15 protein-coding genes are annotated in these 24,968 nt (G+C 67.7%); 9 read left to right on the forward strand and 6 right to left on the reverse strand.

The window, feature by feature from the left end:
- The gene (locus ACIP79_RS11280) at window positions 1–7,158 is read right to left on the reverse strand and encodes a polymorphic toxin-type HINT domain-containing protein (RefSeq protein WP_401222021.1); all 7,158 of its coding nucleotides are present in this window, start codon (window positions 7,156–7,158) and stop codon (window positions 1–3) included.
- Window positions 7,159–7,640: 482 nt separating this feature from the next.
- Here ACIP79_RS11280 and ACIP79_RS11285 point away from each other — a divergent pair, with 482 nt between their 5' ends.
- Window positions 7,641–11,156: a DNRLRE domain-containing protein gene (locus tag ACIP79_RS11285; RefSeq protein ID WP_401222023.1), complete on the forward strand. Its 3,516-nt coding sequence runs from the start codon at window positions 7,641–7,643 to the stop codon at window positions 11,154–11,156.
- A gap of 55 nt (window positions 11,157–11,211) precedes the next feature.
- Here the strand turns inward: ACIP79_RS11285 and ACIP79_RS11290 are convergent, their stop codons facing one another.
- Window positions 11,212–11,826, reverse strand: a complete 615-nt coding sequence (locus tag ACIP79_RS11290) for a Uma2 family endonuclease (RefSeq protein ID WP_401222025.1) — start codon at window positions 11,824–11,826, stop codon at window positions 11,212–11,214.
- Window positions 11,827–11,960: 134 nt separating this feature from the next.
- Between ACIP79_RS11290 and ACIP79_RS11295 the strand changes: the two genes are divergently transcribed.
- From ACIP79_RS11295 to ACIP79_RS11310, 4 genes are all read left to right on the forward strand, one after another.
- Window positions 11,961–12,371 (forward strand): VOC family protein, encoded by a 411-nt coding sequence (locus tag ACIP79_RS11295; RefSeq protein WP_401222027.1) that lies wholly within the window; start codon window positions 11,961–11,963, stop codon window positions 12,369–12,371.
- Window positions 12,372–12,506: 135 nt separating this feature from the next.
- The gene (locus ACIP79_RS11300; RefSeq protein ID WP_401222029.1) at window positions 12,507–12,914 is read left to right on the forward strand and encodes a hypothetical protein; all 408 of its coding nucleotides are present in this window, start codon (window positions 12,507–12,509) and stop codon (window positions 12,912–12,914) included.
- Window positions 12,911–13,444: a thiol-disulfide oxidoreductase DCC family protein gene (locus ACIP79_RS11305; RefSeq protein ID WP_401222031.1), complete on the forward strand. Its 534-nt coding sequence runs from the start codon at window positions 12,911–12,913 to the stop codon at window positions 13,442–13,444. The genes ACIP79_RS11300 and ACIP79_RS11305 overlap by 4 nt, the downstream gene beginning before the upstream one ends.
- Before the next feature lie 118 nt (window positions 13,445–13,562).
- Complete coding sequence (locus ACIP79_RS11310) at window positions 13,563–14,228, forward strand: TetR family transcriptional regulator (RefSeq protein WP_401222131.1); 666 nt, start codon at window positions 13,563–13,565, stop codon at window positions 14,226–14,228.
- 54 nt (window positions 14,229–14,282) lie between these two features.
- Here ACIP79_RS11310 and ACIP79_RS11315 read toward each other — a convergent pair whose 3' ends face one another.
- On the reverse strand, window positions 14,283–16,688 hold the full coding sequence (locus tag ACIP79_RS11315; protein ID WP_401222133.1) for an MMPL family transporter: 2,406 nt from the start codon (window positions 16,686–16,688) through the stop codon (window positions 14,283–14,285).
- A 157-nt stretch (window positions 16,689–16,845) separates the two neighbouring features.
- Here ACIP79_RS11315 and ACIP79_RS11320 point away from each other — a divergent pair, with 157 nt between their 5' ends.
- From ACIP79_RS11320 to ACIP79_RS11335, 4 genes are all read left to right on the forward strand, one after another.
- The gene (locus ACIP79_RS11320) at window positions 16,846–17,535 is read left to right on the forward strand and encodes a response regulator transcription factor (RefSeq protein ID WP_383680444.1); all 690 of its coding nucleotides are present in this window, start codon (window positions 16,846–16,848) and stop codon (window positions 17,533–17,535) included.
- On the forward strand, window positions 17,532–19,013 hold the full coding sequence (locus ACIP79_RS11325; RefSeq protein WP_401222033.1) for an ATP-binding protein: 1,482 nt from the start codon (window positions 17,532–17,534) through the stop codon (window positions 19,011–19,013). The genes ACIP79_RS11320 and ACIP79_RS11325 overlap by 4 nt, the downstream gene beginning before the upstream one ends.
- Window positions 19,014–19,693: 680 nt before the next feature.
- Window positions 19,694–21,307 carry a sulfatase gene (locus ACIP79_RS11330; protein WP_401222035.1) on the forward strand — a complete coding sequence of 538 codons (1,614 nt, stop codon included), beginning with the start codon at window positions 19,694–19,696 and terminating at the stop codon, window positions 21,305–21,307.
- A gap of 110 nt (window positions 21,308–21,417) precedes the next feature.
- The gene (locus tag ACIP79_RS11335; RefSeq protein ID WP_401222037.1) at window positions 21,418–22,260 is read left to right on the forward strand and encodes an FkbM family methyltransferase; all 843 of its coding nucleotides are present in this window, start codon (window positions 21,418–21,420) and stop codon (window positions 22,258–22,260) included.
- Here the strand turns inward: ACIP79_RS11335 and ACIP79_RS11340 are convergent.
- From ACIP79_RS11340 to ACIP79_RS11350, 3 genes are all read right to left on the reverse strand, one after another.
- Window positions 22,245–22,934, reverse strand: coding sequence for a CDP-alcohol phosphatidyltransferase family protein (locus tag ACIP79_RS11340; protein ID WP_401222039.1), 690 nt, complete (start codon window positions 22,932–22,934; stop codon window positions 22,245–22,247). The genes ACIP79_RS11335 and ACIP79_RS11340 overlap by 16 nt on opposite strands.
- Window positions 22,935–23,249: 315 nt before the next feature.
- Window positions 23,250–24,650 carry a metallophosphoesterase gene (locus tag ACIP79_RS11345; RefSeq protein WP_401222041.1) on the reverse strand — a complete coding sequence of 467 codons (1,401 nt, stop codon included), beginning with the start codon at window positions 24,648–24,650 and terminating at the stop codon, window positions 23,250–23,252.
- 15 nt (window positions 24,651–24,665) lie between these two features.
- Window positions 24,666–24,941 carry an SCO4848 family membrane protein gene (locus ACIP79_RS11350; RefSeq protein ID WP_401222042.1) on the reverse strand — a complete coding sequence of 92 codons (276 nt, stop codon included), beginning with the start codon at window positions 24,939–24,941 and terminating at the stop codon, window positions 24,666–24,668.
- Between the last annotated feature and the right edge of the window lie 27 nt (window positions 24,942–24,968).

Below are 24,968 nucleotides of genomic sequence, written 5' to 3' on the forward strand. Positions count from 1 at the left end.
TCATGGTTTGTTTGGGATTCCGTTCATCGATCCTCCGTTTACAAATCTTTGATGAGTGATCAGGTTTCCGCTCCCGCCGCGCTCAACTAGCCACTCAAAGCGTCCAGCCTTTCCGTTCATCTCTCCCGGCATCTGCACCAACAAGCGCTCCACTCCATCTCCACCAACAAGTCGAGTGGTTACACCCTTAGTTGCGATATCACCGACAACGAAATCTGCCGCCCTGTGCCCAGCATCCTGCTTGAGCCCGGACCCATACCCCTTGGCATTCTGGATGATTTCCTGAGCTTCTGCGGAGCCGACCCCGCACCACGGTCCGCTGTTGTGAACGAGTACCGGCGTGTGTCCAGCCAGCACATAGTACGTGTGCAGTTCGTCGACCGTGAGGTTGTACGTAACCGCCCGCTTTATGAAGGGGCGGTTGCCGGTGACAACAACCGTGTCGCCTTCGTCCGTGCGCAGGGTCATGCCTGGCTTGAGTTGGCCGGCCGGCACCCAGTCGCGTTCCGAGGGAGACCAGAAAGGATGTTCGTGTGTCGCCGTGAGCTGCTCTATGCCGTCTTCCGTGGCGATGGAGAGCTCGTTGAAGTACTTGTCGCCCGCAGTCCTGATGAGACGTGTGACCTTTCGGGTCCCGGTCTCACCTGTTTCGGGATCGGTGGCGATCACCTCGTCTCCGACCTTGACGTCCTCGATGTCCTTGGTCTCTCCGTGCGCCATCAGGACATCGGTGCCGGCGAGGAAGCACTTACACCCCTTTATCAGCTTCGCCAGCCATTCCTCGGCGGCTTCCACACCCTTCTTGACCACGGAGTCGGGGACCAGCTTCAAAGCTTTGGCGAAGGGAAGATCAGTGCCTGCGATGACACAGCTGGCTACTCCATCACCCGACAGGCATTTCTGCCAATCCGTGGGGTCAGGCAGAAAGAGCGTGGCAAGGGCCTTGAAAACCATCTTCTGAGGGCCCAATTTGTACTCTTTGAGCACTGTCTTCGTACCGAGAGTCGGCCGGCGATTGCCCGTTCTGATGACACTGTGCAGGTCACCTTCTACGTCGTAGACGTAATGAGCGTTTTCGTAGTTGTAGGACCAGCCACCGTCCGCGCTGGGGCTCAACCAGTCCCGGTAGGTATCGCCGTCACCGGTAGAGCAGCCTCTTTCGCAGTCGCTGATCGGCCTGAGGCCATCGGGATCACTGGTGCTGATCGGGCTGTTCTTCGCGTAGCTGTACCCGTTTATCTGAAGCGGATCCGCGATATCGATAATCGGATCCGCCGACAGGAACCGCCCCGTGCTCTGGTCGTACTCGCGTGCTCCGATGTGCGTCAGCCCGGTGGCCGCGTCGTCAATGCCGACGCCCAGATAGCTGCGCTTGTTGGGCCATACGGTCGGCTTGGTGCCACGGACCTCGCCGTACGGCTTGAAGGCGCGGCGGGTGACCGGTTGACCGGTCGACTGCTCCACGGACGTGTTCGCCGTGCCGAGGTGGTCGGCGAGCAGGACGCTGAGCTTGTGGCCTGTTGTCGAGCCGTTGCTCGTCGTGCGGACCACCGTGGGAGCACCGGGCTGGCTGTAGGCGCGGGACGCTTGAGTGATCGCACCCGAGGAGTCCGTCGTCACCTCGGTCTCGCCCAGGTAGAGCGTCGAGCCCGACGGGGAGTTCTCGACGATGCGGTTGCCTGCGGCGTCGTAGACGTACGTCGTCTTCTGGCCGTCGTCCGTGATCGTCTCGAGCTTGTTCTCGGAGGTCCAGGTCAGGTTCTGCGTGGTCGCAGCGAGGTCGCGGGTCTCGGTGTTGCCCACCGCGTCGTACGTGTAGCTGCTGCCCTTGCCGGTGGGGGTGGAGCTGATCCAGTTCACGGTGTGCGGCTGGGTGGGGCCGTAGTTGTACGTGAAGCCGGTGTTCTTCGTCGCGTCCGCCGGATCGTGCTCCGTCATAGCGGCGCGGTTGCCGAGCCAGTCGAAGGTGAACGACTGGCGGTAGGCCGTGGCACCGGTGGCGACCGTGGCCGCGTCCGGGGCGGTTGCGGCCAGGGTGGATGTCAGAGACGCGTCCGGGCTCAGGACGTCGGTCGAGGCATCCGGAGCGTCCGCCACCGGACCGGACGAGGCCGCGTAGTCGGTGCGAGGGCCCCAGGTGGCTCCGCCCGAGGACTTGCAGCCGGTGCCCTTTCCGTCAGGTGTGACCTTCGACGTCCAAGCGTTCACCAGCTCGCCCATCACGTCGTACGTGAAGCACTGGTTGTCCCATGTCTGGCCTGACGTCTCGCCCAACTGCCGCGCGTTGGAGGTGATCAGACCGGAGACGTCGTACGAGTAGTAGCTGTCCGTGATGCGGTGCGGGTCGGCGGTTTCGCGGTCGGTGACCGTCCGCTGGAGGCGGCCGGTGTGCGGGTCGACGAAGTTCGTCGTCCACACCCGACTGGGCTGCGCGCCGGAGACCGTCCTCAGGGGTTCGCCGTACGGGGAGTAGGTCGCGTCGGACGTGTACCAGGACTGGCCGGAGGTCGACTCGGTGAGGCCGTCGCTGTTGTAGCGGGTGACGACCTTCTCCCGCGCCAGCCCGCCCACGGCGGGCAGAGTGACCGACAGGGTCTTCCCGGTCGGGGTGTAGGTGTACGCGTAGGCGTACGTGCCGGCCAGCCCCGTGGTCGACGTGTTGGACGGGATCACCGTCTCGGTTCCGGTGGGCTGGTAATCGGTGTCGTAACCCGTGACACGGCTGATGTAGTCGCCGCCCGAGGTGTGGCGGGTCGAGGCAACCGGCTGACCGATCGCTCCGGGCAGGCTGTCATAGGTGAACGACTTGACCGGGGCGGCGGTGGCGGAGCCCTCACGGACGAACGTGACCCGGTTGAGTTCGTCGTAATCCGTGTACGTCGTCCGCGACTTCGCGTCCGTCACCTTGTTCGGCCGGTCGGCTGTGTCGTACCAGGTGTTCGTCCTGCCGACGTCCGGGTCGGTCGTGGACGTCACTCGACCGCGGGCGTCGTACTCGTACGCCCAGACGTTGCCCGCCGGATCCATGACCTTGGATCGGTTGCCGCGGGCGTCGTACTCGTAGGTGGTGACGCGTCCGTCGGCAGTAGTCGCCGCGTCCTTGTAGTGGCGGATCGAGGTGACGCGGCCCAGAGCGTCGGTGAAGGTCCGGGTCCGCGGGACGGTCGAACCCGCCGGGTCCACGTACGTGCTGGTGTCGTTGTAGTACGTGTACGTCGCGTGCGCGTAGTCGCCGTCGTAGTAGGTCGACCGACGGACCGGACGCTCCAGTCCGTCGTAGCGCGTCTTTTCCGAACTGGGGATCAGGAATGTGGACTTGGGCGCGAAGAGTTCCGCGGCCGGCTCGCCCTTGGCGAGGTAGGCACTGGTCTGCTGGTCGACCAGACCGTGGTCGTCGTACGTCGTGTCGGTGATGATCCGGCCCGGGCCGTGAGCCTCGGACTGGGTTTGGACCTGACGCATCAGACCGTCGTAGATCGTCACTTGGCGGCTGTAGGCGCCGTCGTCCTTCAGCGTGCTGGTGGTGACCGCGGCGGGACGGGTCGTCTGGGACGTGGCGATCGCCGGCTGGTACTCGACCTTCACATCAGGCGACTGATTGCCGGAGGACCGTGAGGCGGACCAGCCCTTCACGAGCCGCCCCAAGGCGTCGTACTCGGTGCGCGTGACGCGGCTGTTGGCGTCGGTGACCGTCAGTGGCAGGCTCCGGCCCGGGTCGAAGGTCGTGGTGACCGCGTGTTCCTTGGCGTTGAGCGTGGTCACCTCGGTGACGGGCCCACCCGCGTCCGCGGGGGTGTACCTCGTCTCCGCCTTCTGCCCGCCCGGCTTCACGACGGTGCGGACGCGTCCGAGCGGGTCGTACGTGGTCTTCGTGACGGCCGAGTACGAGGTTCCGGCTCCGTCCACCCCGGCCATGGAGGTGGCCAGACCCTTCGTCGGAGTCCCGCCGTAAGTCAGACCGTCGTAGCTGTACTGCGTAGCGCTGACGAGCCTGGTCGCCGGATCCGCCGCGTCGTAGCCGGCGCACGAAGTGGCCGTGGTCCGCTGCTCCTTGACCTTCCCGATCAGCCATGCCGCCGTGTTGTGGACGTAGGACGTCTTGGTGCAGGTCTGGTTGGAGAGGGTCTCGGTGGTCCCGTTCGGCTTGACCACGGCCGTCTCCACCTGGATCGGCAGGCCGTACGTGTCATCGACCGAAGTCAGCGTCCGGACTGCCTGCCAGTCCGTGGCGGTCGGCTGCGCGTTGTTCCCGACCGTCTGTCTCGCGTCCGTGCGCCTGATACCGCTGCGGTGGGCCAGCAGCGGATCCATGTCCACGCCGGTCTCTGCCTCCCGCGTACGGGACGCGGTCTCCTTCGACCACGGGAAGTTCAGCGTCTGCTTCTGCACCCGCTTGTCGGAGTTCAGGTACGTGATGCTCTCCGCCGTGACACCCGCGTACTGCCGTGCGTCGTCCGCGAGGAGCGTGTACGTGCCCGTGGAGTCCTTGACCTCACCGCCGACGCCCTGGAAGTACCTCGTCATCCCGTACGACTGGGATTGCGGATCCCCCATCCCGGAGCTCGAATTGCTTCCCTTGATGACCACGACCTGGCGGTATCCGCGCCAGTCGCTGTACGTCCGCAGGGCCGGGCGGGTGAACTCGTCGTCGTTCCTGGACCAGGCCGGAGCCGAATAGGCGTACTTGGTGAAGACCGACTTTCCGCGAGACGTGACCTTGTCCCTCTCCGTCACGGAGTGGACCACGTATTTGTTGAACCAGGATTTCGCGGGTGTCTTCTCGTCACCGTCCGGCGACCAGCGGACCGGGTAGCAGGTCCCGTTGTTCCTGCCCTTGTCCTCCGCCGGTTCGGCGGCGCAGCCACCCTTGTACTCCACCTCGATGTCGCCGCCGGATTCTGTGGCGACCGTGCCGATACGGGGTCGGGTGAAACCGGGGCGCTGGTCGTTGGTGCCGCTCGAAACCAGATTCGGGAGCTGACGATCCTTCAGGCGGCCGTGCAGAGGGGATGCCGCGTTCCCGCCGACCGTGTACTGGCCGAAGCTGACGCCGTTCTCCGACTGGAGGGTGCCGGTGGTGTCGCCCGGGGCGAAGCCGCGGCGGGTGATCGAGTTCAGCCAGAGCCCGGGGGACGTGTCGTACCAGTCCTCCGGGAAGGACTGGTGGAGGGAATAGGTGTCCACCTTGCCGAGGCCGGTCTGGCCCGCTCGGGCCGCCTTCGTCGTCACCGTGTCCAGCCGCATCTGCGTCCAGAAGGAGGGGAAGCCGGGACACATCTTCGACGTGGACTTGCAGTTGAGGTTGCCAGGGGTGTCCCACCAGGGCCGGTACGCGCCCGGGTCATCGGTCTTGGCGAAGTTGTCCGCGGCGCAGACGGCCTCCGACTTGAGGCAGCGCTGCTTGGTACCGAACTCGACCGTCGCGGAAGGCTTCGTGAGATCCGCACGCATGCCGTACTCGATCTTCGTCGGGTACGCGTAACGGTCGTACTGCTCGGGTGCTTTGAACTTCTTCTTCACCGCGTAGTAGTTCGTCTCCTGCGTCCAGTTGACGACCAGGGTGTTGCCGTGCACGTCGACGACCTTGTCGAGGCCCCAGCGCCAGGCCTGCTTCTTACCCGCGTCACAACGGGAGTTGGCGAAGGCCGTGGCATGGCACGGCTCCTCGGGGTGGTTGCCGAAGACGGGAACGGTAGAGACGGAGTTGGTGTTCGCGTGGCCTCCGCCGACCTGGTTGAGGCCGTAGTAGTACTGCGTCCCGTCCGTGGTGGTGACGATCCAGTACTCGCCGTTGTTGTCCCCGTTGGTGCCGCCGGTCCGCCGCTCGACGCGGGTGCCGTCGTCCTGTTGCGGGCGGTAGATCTCGGTGTCGGTCTCCGGGTCGCTGCCGGCGGGCGCGTCCCGGACCAGCTCCGTGGTCTTCCCCAGCAGGGACATCACCGCGTTGTACGACACCCAGCACAGGTCGGACGTCTTGTCCTTCGTGGCCGTGTTGTTGGGGGTGCCGGAGTTCAGCGTCTTTCGGTCGTCCTGGCAGGAGCGGTAGCGGCGCTCGATGTGACCGGGGTCGTAGTCCCAGCCCTCACCGATCCAGGACGCCTGGGGAGAGGAGACCGCCGTACGGCCGTCCACCGTCTGAGAGCTGTAGTTGAGGGAGATGCCGGGTGCCGGTCCCGCGGGAGAGGCCGGAATCGCCAGTGGGTACGACCAGGTGAACGCGCCCGAGGAGCCCCCTGCTTCCCACTTGCCACTGGAGGCCAGGGGCGTCGCCTTGAACGAACCTCCTCCACCACCACCGGAGTCGACGGCACCGAGGACCGCGGTGTCACCGGTGGCGGCGACCGGCGTCACCGAACTTCCAAAGGACGCCTGGGCGATGGACGGGCCGCCGGAGTCCGTCGCTGTGGCCGATGCCGGGGTGACGGTTCCGTCGGCCGCCGTGTCGACAGTGGCCGTGATGGACTGGGTCTTCGTATCGTTCGCCGTCTCCAGTTCCTCGTACGTCTGGCACGCTTCGTCGTCCGGCGTGGTCAGGTAGCACTCGGGGAACTGGACGAAACGCAGACGGGAGGCCCAGTCGGCGCCGTAGAGGTTCTTGAACTGGGCATAGTCGAGCTTGACCGAGATCGGGACGGATCCGCTCGCGGGGGCCTTGACGGCCACGACTGCGCCGTCGACGCCCTGCGACACCGGCGCCGTGCGGCCGAAGACCTCGACCTGCCAGGTCCCCGTGGGCGCGGACTGTGCGGGGGCCTGCCCCAGGCTTACGGGCAGGCCGACGACCGGCTTCAGTGCGGCTTGTCGAGCGGTCGTACCTGTGCCTGTCACGGCCGCGGTCGACTCGAAACTGACTGACCCGGTGTCGGCGGGCAGCGCCGTCGCCGTGCCGGCCGGAGCCTGTTGCTGGTCCGCCGGGACCTTGGCCTTGAGGGTCTCCAGGTCCGGTCGGAAGACCTCCCCCGACACCACTTCGTCCTGCTCGAGTGTTTCCAGGTCGAGCGTCTCACGGCCCGTCTCGGCGGCCGCGGGATCAGGTGGCAACGCCAGGGACTGGCTGGGCAGGAGGGCCACCAGCAGGGCTGCCCCGACGGCGGGCACGATGGCCGTGCGCAGTCGGCGCAGACGGTGCCGACGGACATGCGAGTTTCGACCGAACACGGCGAAGTCCCCCCGGACCACTTGAGGCGGGACCAGGTTCGGACCACGCGTGATTGCGTTTCAGATCACGGAGATTGTGTGGGGCTCCTGTGAAGTTCCGCTAGACAACCTGTGTGGATGTGATCATCAACACGGTACGTAACGACCTGTAGCGGTCAGTAGCCTCGCCGATGCGCCAACCCGACGTAATTGGATCTTCCACTGCTCTGCGGCGTGCCAAGCTTTCTGCAGATTTCCCACGCGAAATGCCTTTATGGTCCGGGTATTTGGAGATGTTTGACGGCGATTCGCGCCCAGGACCACGCCGCCGCGAGCCACTCGGGAGTCGTGAACCCAACCATCAGTACGCCGTTCACGGCCGATCGACTCACTCCCTCCTCCGCTCGCAACGCGTGACGACAGCTCGCTCATAGGTCATCATCGGCGGGCCCGGTCGCGCCCAGCCACGCGCCGGTTCCAAGGGGAGAAGGGGAACTCGCCCGATGACGCGCAACACGCGCAACTGGCGCCGCATGCCCGGCCGTCGTACCACCGCAGCGATACTCGCCGCCGCGGTCGCCGCGACGGGCATCACCTACGCCGGCCTGCGGCTGGGCGACTCCGCCCCGCGAAACGAAGTGAACCGAGCGCACAACGCGGGTGCGGTCACCGAAGGCGTGGCGCTGAATCAGGCTGCCAAGACGGGTAAGCCCGTCGAGGTCACCGCGCTGCGCACGGCACGCTCCACCACCTGGGCCCAGCCCGACGGCCTTATGGCCAAGAGGCTGTACTCCTCGTCCATCCGCGCCAAGGTCGGCGGCGAGTGGAAGCCCGTCGACTACGACCTGCGCCGCACCAAAAACGGTTGGGAACCCACGGCGACCAACACGCGGATGGTGTTCTCGGCAGGGTCTGACAGCAGCGACTCGAAGGGACAGGGGGATCAGCGTGCTTCGCGTTCTTCGGTGAAGCGCGTATCCCTGGCAAAGGGAGTCTCAGTCGCGGCGGATGCCACCCCAACCCCTCTGGTGACTCTGCATGTTGGCGACCACGACATCCAGCTCACCTGGCCCGGGCCGGTTCCCGCACCGATCATCGACGGTTCCCGGGCCCTGTATCCGGAGATCTTCCCGGGCGCCGACCTGGTCCTCACCGCGGACGACGACGGCTTCGCCCAGTTGCTCGTCCTGAAGAACCGCCAGGCAGCGGCCGATCCGCAGGTCCAGCAACTCGCGTACGGGATCAGCTCCGCGGACCTCACCTTCCGCCTCGATCCGGTCTCCGGCATCGTCACCGCCGAGAACGCCTACGCGGAAGAGGTCGCGATGTCGCCGACCCCGCTGATGTGGGACAGCAGCGGCACTCCGGCGGTCACCGACGGCGGCGTGGGCGCCACCGCCCAGCCGACCGAGTCGGAGGCTCCCGACCCGACGGACTCGGCCAGCACCACGCCGAGCGACAGCGAAAGTCCGAGCGCTACCGAGGAAGAGGAAGTCGAGTCGGACGAGCAGGCCGATCCGAGCCCGGAAGAGCTGCCCTCGGCCTCCGACGGACCCGAACCCACCGTGTCGGAGTCCCCGCTGCCGTCCGCCCCACCCGAGCCGACCCCCGCCCCGTCACAGACCGGTTCGGCGGCCACGCTCAGCCTTCCTTCCCTCGACGGGCCCTCCCCCGACTCCCACGGCAATGTGGTCGAGGCCGACCTGTCGGGCGGGAACTGGACCCTCACACCGGACCAGGACTTCCTCGCCGATGCGGCCACCACCTACCCGGTCTTCATCGACCCCTCGGTCAAGAAGCACACCCAGAACTGGACCACCGCCTACAGCCGCCACCCCAACGCCACCTTCTACAACGGCAAGGGCTTCAACAAGGGCGGTACGCACGAGGCCCGCGTCGGCTTCGAGTCCGACACCTGGGGCACCTCGCGCTCGTACTTCAACATCGCCTTCGACAAGGACCTCAAGGGCACGAAGATCACCAGTGCGAAGCTGCGCGTGCTGGAGACGTACGCCTGGTCATGCAGTGCCCGCTCGATGAGTGTGCACCTCACCCGGGAGATCAACTCCCACACCAACTGGAAGAACGCGCCCGGTCTGCACGACGGCAACAAGTTCGCGACCAAGAGCTTCGCGCACGGCTACAAGTCCGGATGCAGGGACGCCTACGAGACCTTCGACGTGAGGCAGGCCGCTCAGAAGCGGGCGGACGAGGGTGAGGACTCGATCACGTTCGGCATGCGTGCCCGTGACGAGCACTCGCAGTACGCGTGGAAGAAGTTCCAGGCCAACGGGGACAACGCGCCCGTCCTGGAGCTCGTGTACAACCGCAAGCCGACCATCGACCCCACGTCGCTCGACCTCGGCCCCGAAGGCAAGTGCACCACGACCAAGCCGTACGTCCGCATGGCATCGTCCGACCTGACGTTCACCGCGCGGGCGTCCGACAAGGACAAGAACCTCGACTATCTCGACTTCGACCTGTGGCCCACCACCAAGTGGAACACGGTAGGGGATCTGCTCGGCGGCACCGGAAAGGTCTCCGCCGGCATCGACAAGGGCACCGCCCTCGGCACCACCAATGGTTTCCCCACCAGCAGACTCACCAACGGCACCACCTACTCCTGGCGGGTGCGCGCCTTCGACGACGCGAACTCCAGCTCCAGCTACTACCCCGCCAGATCAGCGTGCCACTTCGTCCTGGACACCTCCGCCCCCCGGCCGCCAAAAGTCAGCTCCACCGATTTCCCGAACGCCGACGGCAGCGAGAACGGCTTCGGCAGTGGTTCCGAGGACGCCAAGTGGAGTGTCAAGAAGTTCGGGACGCCCGGCGCCTTCACGGTGCGCGCCCTCAACACCGACGTCGTGCGCTACGAGTACGGCTTCAACTCGCCTTCGTACACGGGCAGCGTGAACCGCGTGAACGGCTCGTCCACCCTCATCAGTTCCACCCTCTCCAACGCCAAGCCGCCCTCGGCCGGCCCCAACGTGCTGTTCGTCAGGACGGTCGACAGCGCGGGCAACGTCTCGGAGCCGACCACGTACTTCTTCTACGTGACGCCCCGGGACCAGGCCGACGCACCAGGCGACTTCACCGGCGACAAGCTTCCCGACCTGATGGCCGTCACCATGGACGGCAACCTGGTCCTCTACCCGTCCCAGGCTGTCAGCGACGACCTCACCAAGGGCACCGGCGACCTGGACTACGGAATGCCGGGCGCCTACCGGGCCAACCCGGCCAAGGACCCCAACGGCGATGACCTGCAGCCATACGTGGCCGCCCCCGCCGGTCACTTCAGAGGCTCACTGATCACCCACAACGGCGACATCACCGGCGGCGACGGCCTCCAGGACCTCGTCGTCCGTGTCGGGGGCAAGCTGTGGGTGTACCCCGGGGACGGCTATGGCGCGGTGAACGTCGACAAGCGGTTGGAGATCCTGCTGCCCGAGGGAGCGCCCAGCCCGGCGGCCATCACCCAGATCGTCAGCGCCGGGGACGCCACCGGTGACGGCCGGACCGACTTCTTCGCCACTGTCAGCACCGGGACCAGTGAGGAACTGTGGGCCCTCACCGGCTACCACGGCGCGACCATCGACCAGGCGACCCGCCTGATCACCTCCGCCGCCTGGCTGGACCGTGACCTCGTCACCGTCCAGGACGTCAGTGGCGACGGCGTCACCGACCTCGTCTACCGCACCGACATCTCTGGCAGGCTGATACTCCGCAAGGGCGTCGCCGCGAGCGGCGGTGGCGTCGACCTGAACTCGCTCGCGCTGTCCGGAAGTTCCTCGGGCGGCGCGGACACCGAGTACGGCGCGACGGGCTGGTCCAGCGGCAGCATGCCGCATCTGATGGGCACGCCCGACATCAACGGTGACTCGATCCCCGACATGTGGGCCATTCGGTCCGACGGCTCCGTGGGGTTCTACCCAGGCGGCAGGACCAGCGTGGTTTCGGGACCCGGAACGCAGGTCGTCGGGGCGTCTGCCGCCTGGCTGGCCCGTATCGCCATCGGGTGAGGGAACGCGGAGGGAGGGGGGACTTCGCGACACCGGCGAGCTCTCCCGCCTCCGTTCATCCCCGCCGCTGGTTGATCGACGTCAGGTCGATCTCCACCTCGAAGGGGACGGTGAGTTCGAGGCGGTCGTGGAAGATGCCGGTGAGGGCGTAGGACCTGGTGGCGGGGTCGAGTTCGTAGACGTAGACGACGGGGAGGCCCTTGGCGTCGTCTTCCTCGACTCGCCAGAAGTGTCGGAAGCCGGCCGCGGCGTATTTGCGGGGCTTCACCTCGCGATCGCGCATGCGAGACTCGGCGGAGACGACTTCCACCGCCAGGACGATGTCCTCCGGGCGATACCAGGTCTGGTGCGGGCCGGTATTCGCTTCCACCGGGAAGACCAGAACGTCGGGCTCCGGACGGTTCCTGGCGTCCAATTTGATGGTCATCTCCCGCATGACATCAAGGTGGTCCGGTGCCTGCTTCAGGAGGCTGTTCTCCAGGAGGCGCAGGCAGCGCCCGTGGAAGACGGTCTGCGGACTCATGAAGACGAGACTCCCGTCGATCAACTCCGTGTGCGGCGGGAGGCCCGGAATCCGGTCGAGGTCGTCCGCGGTCCAGCCCTCGGGAGGCGGGATGGGCCAGCGGTACGGCGGCTCGTCGTCGAGCCCGTTCCCGGATGCGGCGCTCATGGTTGCTCCCATGCGACGGAGTCTCGCCTGTCGATTCAGCGTACCCAGGGGGAATGTCACCCGCCTCCCCCCAACGGGTGACCCCCACGGTCAGCCCCCGGGCCTCCCGAAGCGCGTCCACCTAATCTGACGACATGTCAGATGATGAGTCGTACGAGCTGCTCGGGTTCGACAACGTGCTGCTGCCCGTCGGGAACCTCGACGAGGCCGTGAGCTTCTACGAGCGGGCCGGGTTCCCCGTGTCGTTCCGGCTGGACGAGGCCGGGATCGCCCTGCTGAAGGTGGGGAAGGAGACGCCGGGGCTGTTGCTGCGGCTGGACGAGGAGCTGAGCCGGCGGGCGCCGGTGTGGGCGTCGCCGCGGGTGTGGCTGGAGGTGCGGGACGCCCGGGGGGTGGCGGAGGAGCTGACCGCCTCCGGCGTGCCGACCCTCGACCCGCCCTTCAAGGGCGCCACCGGGTGGACCGTCGAGTTCGCCGACCCCTGGGGGAACGTCATCGGCCTCACGGACTACAGCAAGCGGCCCGAGCTCAGCCGGCCGGCCTGAACGGACGCGACGCCGCCACCCCCCATCATTCAACCCCCACCCCCCAACGCTCACTTGAACATGTTCAAAAACAGAGCTACATTCTTTCTCGACAGCGTTTTGAACGCGTTCAAGAAAGCATGGAGGGGTGGGGACATGGACCTCACGGTGGTCTCGTACGTCATCTATCTGCTGGTCAGCATCGCGCTGACGGTGTGGGTGGCGCGCACGCTGAGCCGTAACGGGCGGATCTTCCTGGCCGACGTACTGCACGGGAACGAGAAGCTCGCCGAAGCCGTCAACCATCTGCTGGTCGTCGGCTTCTACCTGGTCAACCTGGGTTTCGTCGCGCTCTACCTGAACGGGGACGACGAGATCACGGACGCCCGCGGGATCTTCGAGGCCCTGTCGACCAAGCTCGGCGTGGTGCTGCTGGTGCTCGGGGTCATGCACCTCGGCAACGTGTACGTGCTCAACAGGATCCGGCGCCGGGGGCTCATGGAGCGGGAGCAGCTGCCGCCCGTCACGCCGACGGACTGGATCGCTCCGTCGGCCGGGGCGTGAGCACAGTGACCCGGCCGGACCCGGCGGCCACGGCGGGCCGGGACGCACGCGGCGTCCCGGTCCTCGGGCTCACCGTCCTGTACGACGCCCACTGTTCGCTCTGTTCCTTCCTGCGCGACTGGCTGGGCAGGCAGCCCCAGCTCGTGCCGCTGCGGTTCGTCGCGGCCGGGTCCGACGAGGCCCGGGGGCGGTATCCGGAGCTGGACCACTCGGTCACCCTTGAGGAGATCACCGTCGTGGGGGACGCCGGGCAGGTCTACCGGGGACCCGCCGCCTGGGTGGTCTGCCTCTGGGCGCTGCGCGAGCACCGGCCCCTCGCCCACCGGCTGAGCACCCCTTCGGGCGCGCGTCTGGCGAAGGGCGCGATGCTCGCCGCCGCGAAATGGCGTACGAGGCAGAAGGCCGGAGCCGGGAGCGCCTCCGGAGCCGGTGGCGCCTACTACAACGGTGACGGATGGGTGTACGACCCCCGGTCCGGCTGGACCTATCACCCTCCCGGCTGCGACAGCGGCACCTGCTCCACTCGTTAGGCTCTCCACCGTGCCAGCACCGACAGACAGCCCCGGCCCCGGCGAGGTTCCGCCGCCCGCGAAGAGCCCCGCGAAAAGTCCCCCGAAGAGCCCCGCCAAGAGCGAGCAGACCCGCGCTCTGATCCTGGAGACGGCGATGCGGCTGTTCCAGGAACGCGGCTACGACAAGACGACCATGCGGGCCATCGCCCAGGAGGCCGGGGTCTCCGTGGGTAACGCGTACTACTACTTCGCCGGCAAGGAACACCTGATCCAGGGCTTCTACGACCGGATCGCCACCGAGCACCAGGCGGCGGCCCGCGAGGTCCTGGACCGTGAGACCGATCTGGAGGCCCGGCTCGGCGGCGTGCTGAAGGCATGGCTGGACATCGCCACGCCGTACCACGAGTTCGCGGTCCAGTTCTTCAAGAACGCCGCCGACCCGGACAGCCCGCTCAGCCCCTTCTCCCCCGAGTCGGCACACGCGCGCGCCGAGGCCATCAGCGTCCACCGGGAGGTGCTGGCCGGGGCGAAGACGAAGGTGCCGCAGGAACTCCGCGACATCCTCCCGGAGTTGATGTGGCTGTCCCAGATGGGGCTGGTCCTGTACTGGGTCTTCGACCGGACCGAGGGGCGCGAGCGCAGCTACCGGCTGGCCGAACGCGGCGCCCGTCTCACCTCGCGCGGCGTCTCCCTGGCCCGCTTCCGTATCCTGCGGCCACTCGTCCACGAGGTGCACGAACTGTTCACGGACTTCCTGCCGGGCATGACGAAGGCGCTTCCCGACCCGGCGAAAAAGCACTGAGGGGCGCGCTCCTCCGGGAGCACACCCCTCCATGCCTTGTCGGACGTTCCCGCCTCAGTTGACGGCGTCGACCTCCTCGTCGGTCAACTCCACGTCGTGCACGAGCGGTTCCTCGGTCACGACCACGTGCCGGGCGCGGGAGGCGTACGAGGGGGCCGTCGCCGCCAGCAGATACGTGCCCGGGGCCGGGGCCGAGACGATGTACGAGCCGTCGGCCAGGGAGTTCACGCGGTCGAGCTGACGGCCGCCCTTGGAGAGCAGGATGACGACCGCGCCGTCGAGCGGCGCGCCCTCGCCGTCACGGACGAAGCCGTGCACCACCGTGGCGCCGGTCGAGGCCGCGACAGGGGCGGGCTCGGCGTCCTCCTTCGGCTCGACCGCCAGGTGCGGCAGCCGCTTCTCCAGACCGGCGGGCAGCCACCAGTTGGAGTTGCCGAGCAGGTGCATCGCGGCCGGCACCAGGGCCGTACGCAGGATGAAGGCGTCGAGCGCGACCGCCGCCGCCAGGCCGACGCCCGCCATCGCGGCGCCGGTGTCGCCGCTCAGCACGAAGGCCAGGAAGACGCAGACCATGATCAGGGCGGCGGAGTTGATGACCCGGCTGGTCTCCGCGAGGCCGACGCGGACCGCTCGCGCGTTGTCCCGCGTGTGCACCCACTCCTCGTGCATCCGGCTCACCAGGAACACCTGGTAGTCCATCGAGAGGCCGAAGAGGAGCGAGAGCATGATGACGGGCAGGAAGGAGTTGATCGGGCCTTCCTTGCCCAGACCCAGCAGGTCCAGGCCCCAGCCGTACTGGAAGACCGCGACGAGTACGCCGAAGGACGCGGCTGCCGCGATCAGGTTCATCACCGCCGCGGTCAGCGGGACGACGATCGAGCGGAAGGCGACCATGAGGAGCAGGAAGCCGAGGCCGATGATCGCCAGGATGAAGTAGGGCAGCCGGTCCGCGGTCACGGAACTGAAGTCCTTGGACACGGCTGTCACGCCGCCGACGTGCGCGTTGACGCCCGCCTCCGGGATGACCCGGTCGCGCAGGGTGTCGATGAGTTCGTCGGTCTCGACGGACTGCGGTGAGGTGGTCGGCACGACCTGGATCACCGTGACGCCCTGGCCGGGCGGCAGGGCGACGACCTGGGCGACTCCCTCGGTGTCGCGGATGCCGGTGACCAGACCGTCGGTGTCGGGGTTCTCCGTGACCACCTGGAGGGGGCCGTTGAAGCCGGGGCCGAAGCCCTCGGCCAGCAGGTCGTACGCCTGCCGGGTGGTCGTCGTGGCGTCGTCGTTGCCCTGGTCGGTCGTGCCGAGCCGGAGCGACAGCAGCGGCAGCGCGAGGACCGCCATGACGACGACGGCCAGCGCGGCGACCTTGCGCGGGTTCCGCTCGACGGTCGCGGACCAGCGCACGGCCAGGCCGCTCGTACGGTCCGGCTGCGGTCCCTCGGCGGCGAGCCTGCGCCGCTGGCGGCGGCTGAGCACCCGCATGCCGAGCAGGCCGAGCAGCGCGGGCAGCAGGGTGACCGCCGCGAGGACGCTCAGCACGACGGTGAGGGCGGTGCCGATGACGACACCGTCCAGGAAGCGCAGGTTCATCACGAGCATGCCGGCGAGCGCGATCACGACCGTGCCGCCCGCGAACAGCACTGCTCTGCCAGAGGTGTTGAGGGCGGTGACCGCCGCGTCCTCCGGCTTCTCGCCGCGCATCAGGCCGCGCCGGTGCCGGGTGACGATGAACAGCGCGTAGTCGATCCCGACGCCGAGGCCGATCAACGTCGCCAGCAGCGAGGCGAGTTCGGGCACGTTGGTGACATGGCTCAGGAGCTGGGTGGAGAACATGCCGGTGCCCACACCGAAGACGGCGACGGCGAGCGGCAGCAGCATCGCGAGGAACGAGCCGAAGGCCAGGTACAGGACGATCGCGGCCGCCCCGACGCCCACGAGTTCGGCCAGACCGGTCGGCGGTTCCTGGACGCGCTGGATCGCCTGACCGCCCAACTCCACGGACAGTCCGTCGCGTTCGGCGTCCTGAGCGGTGTCGACGACGTCCTCGACGAGCTCCTTGGGTACGGCGTTCGCCTGCTCGGCGAAGGTGACCTGCGCGTACGCGATCCGGCCGTCCTTGCTGATCTGCGCGGCGCCCCCGTCCGCGTACGGGTCGGTGACCGCGCCGACGCCCTTCATCTTGCCGATCTCGACGAGCGCGGGCTCGATCCGGGACCGTACGGACTCGTCCCGCACCGATCCGCCGTCGACCTTCCACACCACCGTGTCGGTGTCACCGGCCCGCTCGGGAAACGCCTTCTCCATCAGGTCGTACGCACGCTTGGAGTCCGTGTTGGGAAGGGAGAAGGTGTCCGCGTAGTTCGTCCCCGCGGACGAACCCGCGAAGCCGAGTCCGAACAGCGCCCCCACCCACAGCAACAGGACCACCAGCCGGTGCCGATAGCACCACCGCGCCAATGTCGCCACGCTCAACGCTCCTTTGTCGGGTCCCCCGGGTCCTGAGCCCTCAGGATGTCGACAACCCCTGGTGCAGGGCAGCGCTCACGCATGACTCTCAAGGAACTCCAATGAGCGGAACGGGCCCGCTGTCGGCGGCGCCGCGGATACTGGGGGCATGACCGCTCACGTGGGAGCCACGGTCCTCGTCGTCGAGGACGAGCCGAGCATCGCCGACGTCCTCACCATCGCCCTGCGCTACCACCGCTTCGAGGTGATGGCGGCGACCACCGTCCGCCAGGCGCTCACCCTCGCCGAGCGCACCCGCCCCGACGCGGCACTGCTCGACGTGATGCTGCCGGACGGCGACGGCCGGGCCCTGGGCCGCGAACTGCGGGAACGCCAGCCGGACCTGGCGGTCGTGTTCCTCACCGCACGGGACGCGCCGGCCGAGATCGTGGGCGCGCTCGGCTTCGGCGACGACTACATCACCAAGCCGTTCAACATCGATGAGGTGGTCGCCCGGATCACGGCCGTACTGCGCCGCACCCGCCCGGCCGACGTCCTGCCCGAGCGGCCGCCCCTGCGCTACGGCGACCTGGAACTGGACGAGACGACGTACCGCGTGCACCGCGGCGACCACACGGTGGAGCTCACCCCCACCGAGTACGCCCTGTTGCGCTTCCTCGTCCGCAACGGCGGCCGGATCGTCCCCAAGGAGCAACTGCTGCGGCACGTATGGCAGTACGAGCACTCCGCCGAGTCGACGGTCGTGGAGACGTACATCAGCTATCTGCGGCGCAAGCTCGAACCGCTGGGACCGCCCGTGATCCAGACCCGGCGGGGCGTCGGATACGGGCTCGCATGAGCATCTGGGGCGCGCTGATCCCGTCCGTGCGCAACACCCGGTCCCGCTGCCGGCACGCGATGCACTCGCTGCGCGGCGGCCTGACGCTGGCGAACGTGGCCCTGCTGGCCCTCGGCATCATCGTGGCGACCGCGGTGAGCCTGATGGGCATGCGGCACTACCTGCTCGACCAGATCGACGCGAACCTCACCAAGACGCGTGACGGCCTGGGCAGTTCGGAGCTCACCATGCGGCAGATCGACTCGCTGAGCGCGCTGGCCTTCATACGCGACCGGCTCGAACCGGAGTCGGACACCGACTCCTCGCCGACGTCGAACTCGATCTTCACGGCCGTCGACGAGGACGGGAGCGCCGTCTCCATCGGCGGCCTCAGGCTGACCGGTTCACAACTCGCGCTGGCCTCCGCCGTGGACGATCCGCGCACCCTCGCCACCGACCCCGAACCGCACGACGTCACCGTGAAGGACGCCGAGTACCGGGTGACGGGGACCCGGCTGTCCGACGGCACCTACATCCTGCTCGCCAACTCCACCGACGGGCTGCACAACGGCATCGCGAAGGCCCTCAAGCTCGATGTGGCCATGGGCGCCCTGCTGTTGGCCCTGCTGGGATGCCTGACGATGTTCAGCGTGCGCCGCCGGATGCGCCCGCTGGAGGACATGGTGGAGACCTCCTCCGCGATCGCCGAGGGGGACCTCACCCGCCGGGTGCCCTCCAACCGGCATCCGACGCAGGAGGTCGAACAGCTGCGGATCGCCCTCAACTCCATGCTCCACCAGGTCGAGGCGGCCCACCGGACACGCGAGAACAGCGCGGCCCAGCTGCGCCGCTTCGTCGCGGACGCCTCGCACGAGCTGCGCACCCCGCTGTCGGCGATCCGCGGCTATCTCCAGTTGATCGAGAAGGGCATGCTGCCCGACCTGGCCGAGCGCAGACGGGCCTGGGACCGGATGCACGCGGAGGCCGACCGCATGGGCCGCCTGGTGGACGAACTGCTCACCCTCGCCAGGCTCGACCAGCGCCCCGAACTCCGCTTCAAGAACGTCGACCTGAGCCGTCTGGTGCGGGACGCGGCGGAGGACCTGCGCGCCCAGCAGCCCGGCCGCCCGGTGACCGTGGGCGCCGAGGGCACCCTTCTCGTGCACGCCGACGAGTCCGGCCTGCGCCAGGTGCTGGGCAACCTGGTGGGCAACGTACGCACCCACACCCCCGCGGAGGTACCGGTGCGGCTGGGTCTGGAGCGCGCGGACGGCGTCGTACGGCTGTGTGTCGCGGACGAGGGCCCCGGCCTGACGCAGGACGACGCGGCCCGCATCTTCGACCGCTTCTTCCGGGCGGGCGGCGGCGCGGGCAGCGGACTCGGCATGGCGATAGTGCAGGGCGTGGTGACCGCGCACGGGGGCGAGGTGGTGGTGCGGACGTCGCCGGGCAAGGGCCTGGCGGTGACGGTGTCGCTGCCCACGCGGGGACGGGCTTGAGCCTTCGCCCGGCCGTTGACGAGGCTGTGCGAGTCGGCCTTGACGAGAAACGGTGATCCGCTTGACCGGAAGCGGACCCGGGTGATTGAACAGGGGCCGCCGCGCCGCCGTACACAGATACGGGCGTATCGGCCCGACTTGCTCGGGCTGATACGCAGCACCAGCACCCGCAGCACCAGCACAGCGCTTCGCAGGGAAGGACCGCAGGGTTGTCGTTCAACACGAGCTCTCGCCAGCCGCCGATAACGAGCGAGACGACGGATGAGACGCAGGCGCCTCAGGAGGACGGGCTGACGCGGGAAGGCGCCGCCGAGCCGACGCCGGGGACCCCTTCCGAGGCCGCGCCCGAACCCACGCCGGAGCCCTCGGCGGAAGCCGCCGCCGAAGACCCGCCGAAAGCCCCAGCCGAAGCCGCCGCCGAACACCCGCCGGAAGCCCTCGCCGAAGACCCGCCGAAAGCCCCTACCGAACACACACCCGAACCCGCTGCCGAACCCACAACCTCGGCAACCCCCGAACCCCCCACCGAACCCACAACCTCGGCAACCCCCGAACCCCCCACCGAACCCACAACTTCGGCCACCCTCGAACCCCCCACCGAGGCGGGCTCGGGGCGCGGCGGGCGGGGAAACTGGCGGGTCTGGGGCGGTTGGCGTGAGAGGTACCCCGTTGCCGGGAAGGTGGCGACGTGGACCACCACAGGTCTCGCCACCGCGCTCGTGCTGTTCACCCTGCTCATGTCGAACAACGCCGCCGGCGTGATACCGCTCGCCTTCGTGCGTATCCCGGTGGAGGCGATCTTCGGTGCCGCGATTCTGATCGCCCTTCCGCGCAGGCCGCGCGTCGTGGTGGCGGTGCTCGCGGGACTGGCCCTCGGCGTGCAAATGATCCTGAACCTCCTCGACATGGGCTTCAAGGAATACCTCGGGCGCGAATTCAACCCGATCCTCGACTGGTCCCTGTTCGGCGACGCGCATACGTATCTCCAGGACACGATCGGCGAGAACGGCACGCTCGCAGCCGTCGTCGCGATCGTGGTCCTCGTCCTCGTCGTGCTCGTCGTCATGACGCTGGCGGTCGTCCGGCTGGGCAACATCATGGCCCGGCACGCCGCCACCGCGACCCGCACGACGCTGGTCTTCGGCACCGTCTGGGTCGCCTGCGCCACGCTCGGCGTGCAGTTCACCGACGACCTGCCGGTCGCCGCCGACCGTTCGGCCAACCTCGTCCGTATCCGGGTGCAGGCGGTGCAGTCGACCCTTCGGGACGAGGCGGAGTTCGCCAAGGTGGCCAAGAAGGACGCCTTCGCCAACACCCCGCCGGACCAGCTGCTGACCGGCCTGCGCGGCAAGGACATGATGATCACCTTCATCGAGAGCTACGGCCGCAGCGCGATCGAGGACCCGATCATCGCGCCAGGGGTGAACGCGACCCTCACAGCCGAGAACGAGAAGCTGCGCGAGGCGGGATTCGCGGCGGAGAGCGGCTGGCTCACCTCGGCGACGTACGGCGGAAGCAGCTGGCTGGGCCACTCCACCTTCCTGTCAGGTCTGTGGATCAACAACCAGCAGCGCTACCGCACCGTCACCAACGGCGACCACATGACCCTCACCAGCGCCTTCCAGAAGACGGGTGCCTGGCGCACGGTCGGCATCATGCCGGGCGTCCAGAAGACCTGGCCGGAAGGGAAGTTCTTCGGCCTCGACCACATCTACGACTCCCACCACCTCGGTTACGAGGGGCCCAAGTTCAGCTGGTCGCCCATGCCCGACCAGTTCGCCCTGGCCGCGTTCGAACGCCTGGAGCACGGCAAGAAGCACGACAAGCCCCTGATGTCGGAGATCATCCTGACCTCCAGCCACCAGCCCTGGGGGCCCATCCCCAAAACGGTCCCCCAGGACCAGCTCGGCGACGGCTCGATCTTCGACGCCATCGAGAAGGAGGGCACGGACCCGTCTGAACTGCTCACCAACTCCACCAGGTCGAAGGAGGAGTACGGCAAGTCCATCCAGTACTCGGTGACCAGCCTCATCGACTACCTGGTGCAGTACGGCAACGACAACACCGTGCTCGTCTTCCTCGGCGACCACCAGCCCATCGCCCGGGTCAGCGGCGACAACGCCAGCCGTGACGTGCCGGTTTCGATCGTCGCCAAGGATCCGAAGGTCCTCGACAAGATCGCCCACTGGGGCTGGACGGACGGCCTGCAGCCCAATCAGCAGACCCCCGTCTGGAAGATGAGCGACTTCCGCGACCGTTTCCTGACCGCGTACGGTTCAACGCCGTCCCCTTGATGACCGGTTGCGCCCCAGCCGACCGATGACCAAATTCGCCCCACGACCGTCACGCGCGGCGCTGGATGACGAATTCAAGGAATTACAGGAAGGTCGAAGGTCGAACCCAAATGGATGTCAACAGCGATGCCCTGGAATCCCTCAAGGCCGACCCGGCCGCTTCCCCCATCCTCCGGTCGCTCGATTTCTACTACGGAAACGCCGACCAGGATGCGGCGATGGACGCTTTCTACGCGCGGTTCGTGCGGCCCGGCGACCTCGTTTTCGACATCGGCGCCCACGTCGGTGACCGCATCGGCAGTTTCCGTCGGCTTGGGGCACGCGTAACGGCCGTGGAGCCCCAACCGCTGTGCATCCGCGCCATCCGGGAAATCTACGCCGGTGACGAGGACGTGGTGGCAGTCGAAGCCGTGTGCGGTGCGCACGAAGGAGCGGCGAGGTTCTACGTCAACTCAGCGAATCCCACCGTATCCACAGCATCGGCGGAATTCATCAAGGCCGCCGACGGGGCAAGTGGCTGGCAGGACCAGGTCTGGGACGCGGAGATGGACGTGCCGGTCATCACGCTCGACAATCTCATCAGAACTCACGGTACGCCCGCGTTCGCCAAGATCGACGTAGAAGGTTTCGAGGCTTCAGTACTGGCCGGCCTCAGTCAGGCGCTGCCCGCACTGTCATTCGAGTTTACGACGATCGAACGTGCGGTGGCGCTGCGCTGCCTCGACCGCGTGACGGAACTGGGCTTCGAGCTCTTCAACGTCTCCATGGGCGAGAGCATGAACCTGAATTTCGATGAGTGGGTTTCGTCGAAGACAATGTCCGCTCACATCATGGCTCTCCCCCATGAGGCGAATGCGGGCGATATCTACTGCCTGAGCCCGCGTTGGACGCCGACACCGGCGGAGCAGCGGCGGAGCGCATCACACGGGGCCGACGATCAGGCTCCGCTGTAGCTCAGTTCCCTCAGTCGTTTGTGCGCCGACTGGCTCCACAGATACCCGATATCAAGGGCGAACGACCAGACCAGTGTGCCAATCGAGAGCGCGACGAACGCCTGGGCCATTGGCGTAGGAAGAAGACCCGCACTGGCGACAACCAATACGGCTCCCTGTGACGCGGCTACAACTTTTCGCGACATTCGGGGGAGCAGCGGGCCACTCAACCACGGCATCACCCACGATGCCAGTACGAAGGCGTAGCGGAAAAGCCCGATCGTCACGGACCACCAACCGAGAGACGTCGCGAGATAGACGCTCAGGACAATCGCCAGGACGGAGTCCGCTTCCATGTCGAACCGTGCGCCGAATCGCGACACGGTTCCGGTGCGGCGAGCGACCTGACCGTCGCCGGCATCGAGAATCAAGGAGACCGCGGCCAATCCGATGAGTACTGGCTGATGCGCTTCTCCGCCAACAGAGTTGATGACAAGAGCGGCTACACCGCCGGTCAGAATCAATCGGGCGAAGGTGACGCTGTCAGCAGGTCCCCATCGGTGAACGTCAGCTTGCTGCAGAGCGCGCGAGAGCAGGACCCACGTAACCGCGGTAAATCCCAGCCCCGTGACCCAACCGGCCACACCGAGCCCCACTGTCGCCCCCAGCAAAACCAGAACGGTCACTTGGGCCACGACGCCCAGAGTTGGGGGGTAGATCCGTAGAGCTACTTCTCGCTGTACGAGATCCGTCACCATTCCTCCTTGAGCCCACCTGCCAAAGCGGCCCGGTGTCGGCGCCGCTCCCTGAGCAATACGTCCGCCGACGTGAGGCAGTTCAGCCCACGCACAGGTATTTGCTCGGCCCAAGTCCCACAAGCCCCCGCCGCCGACAGACAGCGGCTCAATCAACCCACAACACCCCTGTGACCTCAGCGACATCGAAACTCCGAATGCCGGAATTCCGGGGCGCCAACACGGCCGACGGAGCTCAGTCCGCCCCGCCCGCCCTCACGCCTGCAACGAAGCGAGCTCCACCACCGTGATGTCGGACGGCGCGCCGACCCGCGTGGGCGGCCCCCACGCCCCCGCCCCCCGGCTGACGTACAACTGCGTGTCCCCGTACCGCTCCAGTCCGGCGAGGGTCGGATTCGCCAGCTCCGCGACGAAGTTGCCCGGCCAGAGCTGACCACCGTGAGTGTGACCGGAGAGCTGGAGATCGACGCCGTGCTCGACGGCGTCGTGGATCTGCACCGGCTGGTGGGCCAGCAGAACGCTGGCCCGTGAGGTGTCCCGGTCGCCCAGCGCCTTGGCGAAGTCGGGTCCCTGACCCTCGCTCTCGCCCGCCACGTCGTTCACCCCGGCGAGGTCGAACGCGGCCAGCTCCACGCGCGCGTTCTCCAACGGCCGCAGCCCGAGCCGCCGCACCTCCTCGACCCACTGCTCGGCGCCGGAGAAGTACTCGTGGTTCCCCGTGACGAAGAAGGCCCCCTGCCGCGCCCTGAGCTGCGAGAGCGGCGCCGCGGCGGGCCCGAGGTCCTTCACACTCCCGTCGACCAGGTCTCCCACAACAGCGATGAGATCGGGCTGAGTCGAGTTGATGGTGTCGACCACCCGCTGCGCGAACCCCCGCCCCAGAACCGGCCCCAGGTGAATATCACTGACGACAGCGATCCGAAACCCGTGCGCCGCTCGCGGCAGCTTCGCCAACGGCACGGTCACCCGCTTGACGGAGGGCCCACGCAGGACGTCGTAGGTCCCGTACCCCACGGTCCCCGCAGCGGCCACAGCAGCGGCACCCCCCACGACCCGCGAGACGAAGAGCCGACGAGATGGCCCAGCAGCGGCTGGCGCCCCGGCCCCCGCCCCGGCCCCGGCCCCGGCACCCGCCGCCGAACCGGCCGCAGGGGACGTACCGGAACGTCCGCCCGCAGCGGCTGGCGCGTCAACACCGTCCGCTTCTTGGCCGACCGATTCCGCGCCAGACCGAGGACGGATGCTCCGGTGCGGCCCCGACCCCACGACAACCGCGAGCGGCACGGCCACGGGCGAGTCAGCCACCCGCCGCCCCCGCCACGACAGGCCCCGCCCCCGCCGCGCCAGAACCCGCCCCAGCACCGGCCGCAGAACCTCCCCCACCAGTAGGGCGAGCCCGAGATACATGAACACGGCCATCCACAGGAACCCCGGCCAGGCCAGCGTCTGCTGAAGCCAGAACGGCGCCCCACCCCGCTCGGCCCCCAGCGCCGCGACCATCAGCACGGGCCCGGCGACGAAGACCCCGGTACCCACCCGCCGCGCGACCCCCGCCCCCACGGTCGTGTCGCGCACCAGCCGGCGCCACTCGTACCAGTGCAGTGCCCCGATCGCGGCCAGCACGGCCAGCAGAACGAGCACGAAAACAACGACCACGGCTCTGTACCCCCGTTACGACGACGTCGAGTGCGACGACGCCTGAGCGGCCGACGCGTCACGCAGCGCGCGAAGCCCGCGGAACCCGATGCCCCCGACAACCGTCCCCAAGACAAAGGAGACGACGGCGAGCGTCAGGTGCACCCAGAAGTACGCCGTCGGATCGCCCGCGTCGTCGAACGCGAGCCCGCTGCCGTCCTTGACCAGGTTCTTGATGAAAGTGATCCAGATGCCCCAGCTCCACACCCCGAAGGCGAGCAGGAACCAGGAGACGGGGCGGGTGAGCTTCATGGGTTCAGTATCGCCGTCGCCGGCCGG

Origin of the sequence: Streptomyces sp. NPDC088747 (assembly GCF_044751025.1) — a bacterium.
Taxonomy (GTDB): domain Bacteria; phylum Actinomycetota; class Actinomycetes; order Streptomycetales; family Streptomycetaceae; genus Streptomyces.

Coding starts and splice junctions, on each gene's coding strand:
- ACIP79_RS11290 (WP_401222025.1), bottom strand. CDS start 11,826: ATGAGCGCCGCATCCGGGAACGGGCTCGACGACGAGCCGCCGTACCGC.
- ACIP79_RS11320 (WP_383680444.1), top strand. CDS start 16,846: ATGACCGCTCACGTGGGAGCCACGGTCCTCGTCGTCGAGGACGAGCCG.
- ACIP79_RS11300 (WP_401222029.1), top strand. CDS start 12,507: ATGGACCTCACGGTGGTCTCGTACGTCATCTATCTGCTGGTCAGCATC.
- ACIP79_RS11285 (WP_401222023.1), top strand. CDS start 7,641: ATGACGCGCAACACGCGCAACTGGCGCCGCATGCCCGGCCGTCGTACC.
- ACIP79_RS11335 (WP_401222037.1), top strand. CDS start 21,418: ATGGATGTCAACAGCGATGCCCTGGAATCCCTCAAGGCCGACCCGGCC.
- ACIP79_RS11295 (WP_401222027.1), top strand. CDS start 11,961: ATGTCAGATGATGAGTCGTACGAGCTGCTCGGGTTCGACAACGTGCTG.
- ACIP79_RS11325 (WP_401222033.1), top strand. CDS start 17,532: ATGAGCATCTGGGGCGCGCTGATCCCGTCCGTGCGCAACACCCGGTCC.
- ACIP79_RS11350 (WP_401222042.1), bottom strand. CDS start 24,941: ATGAAGCTCACCCGCCCCGTCTCCTGGTTCCTGCTCGCCTTCGGGGTG.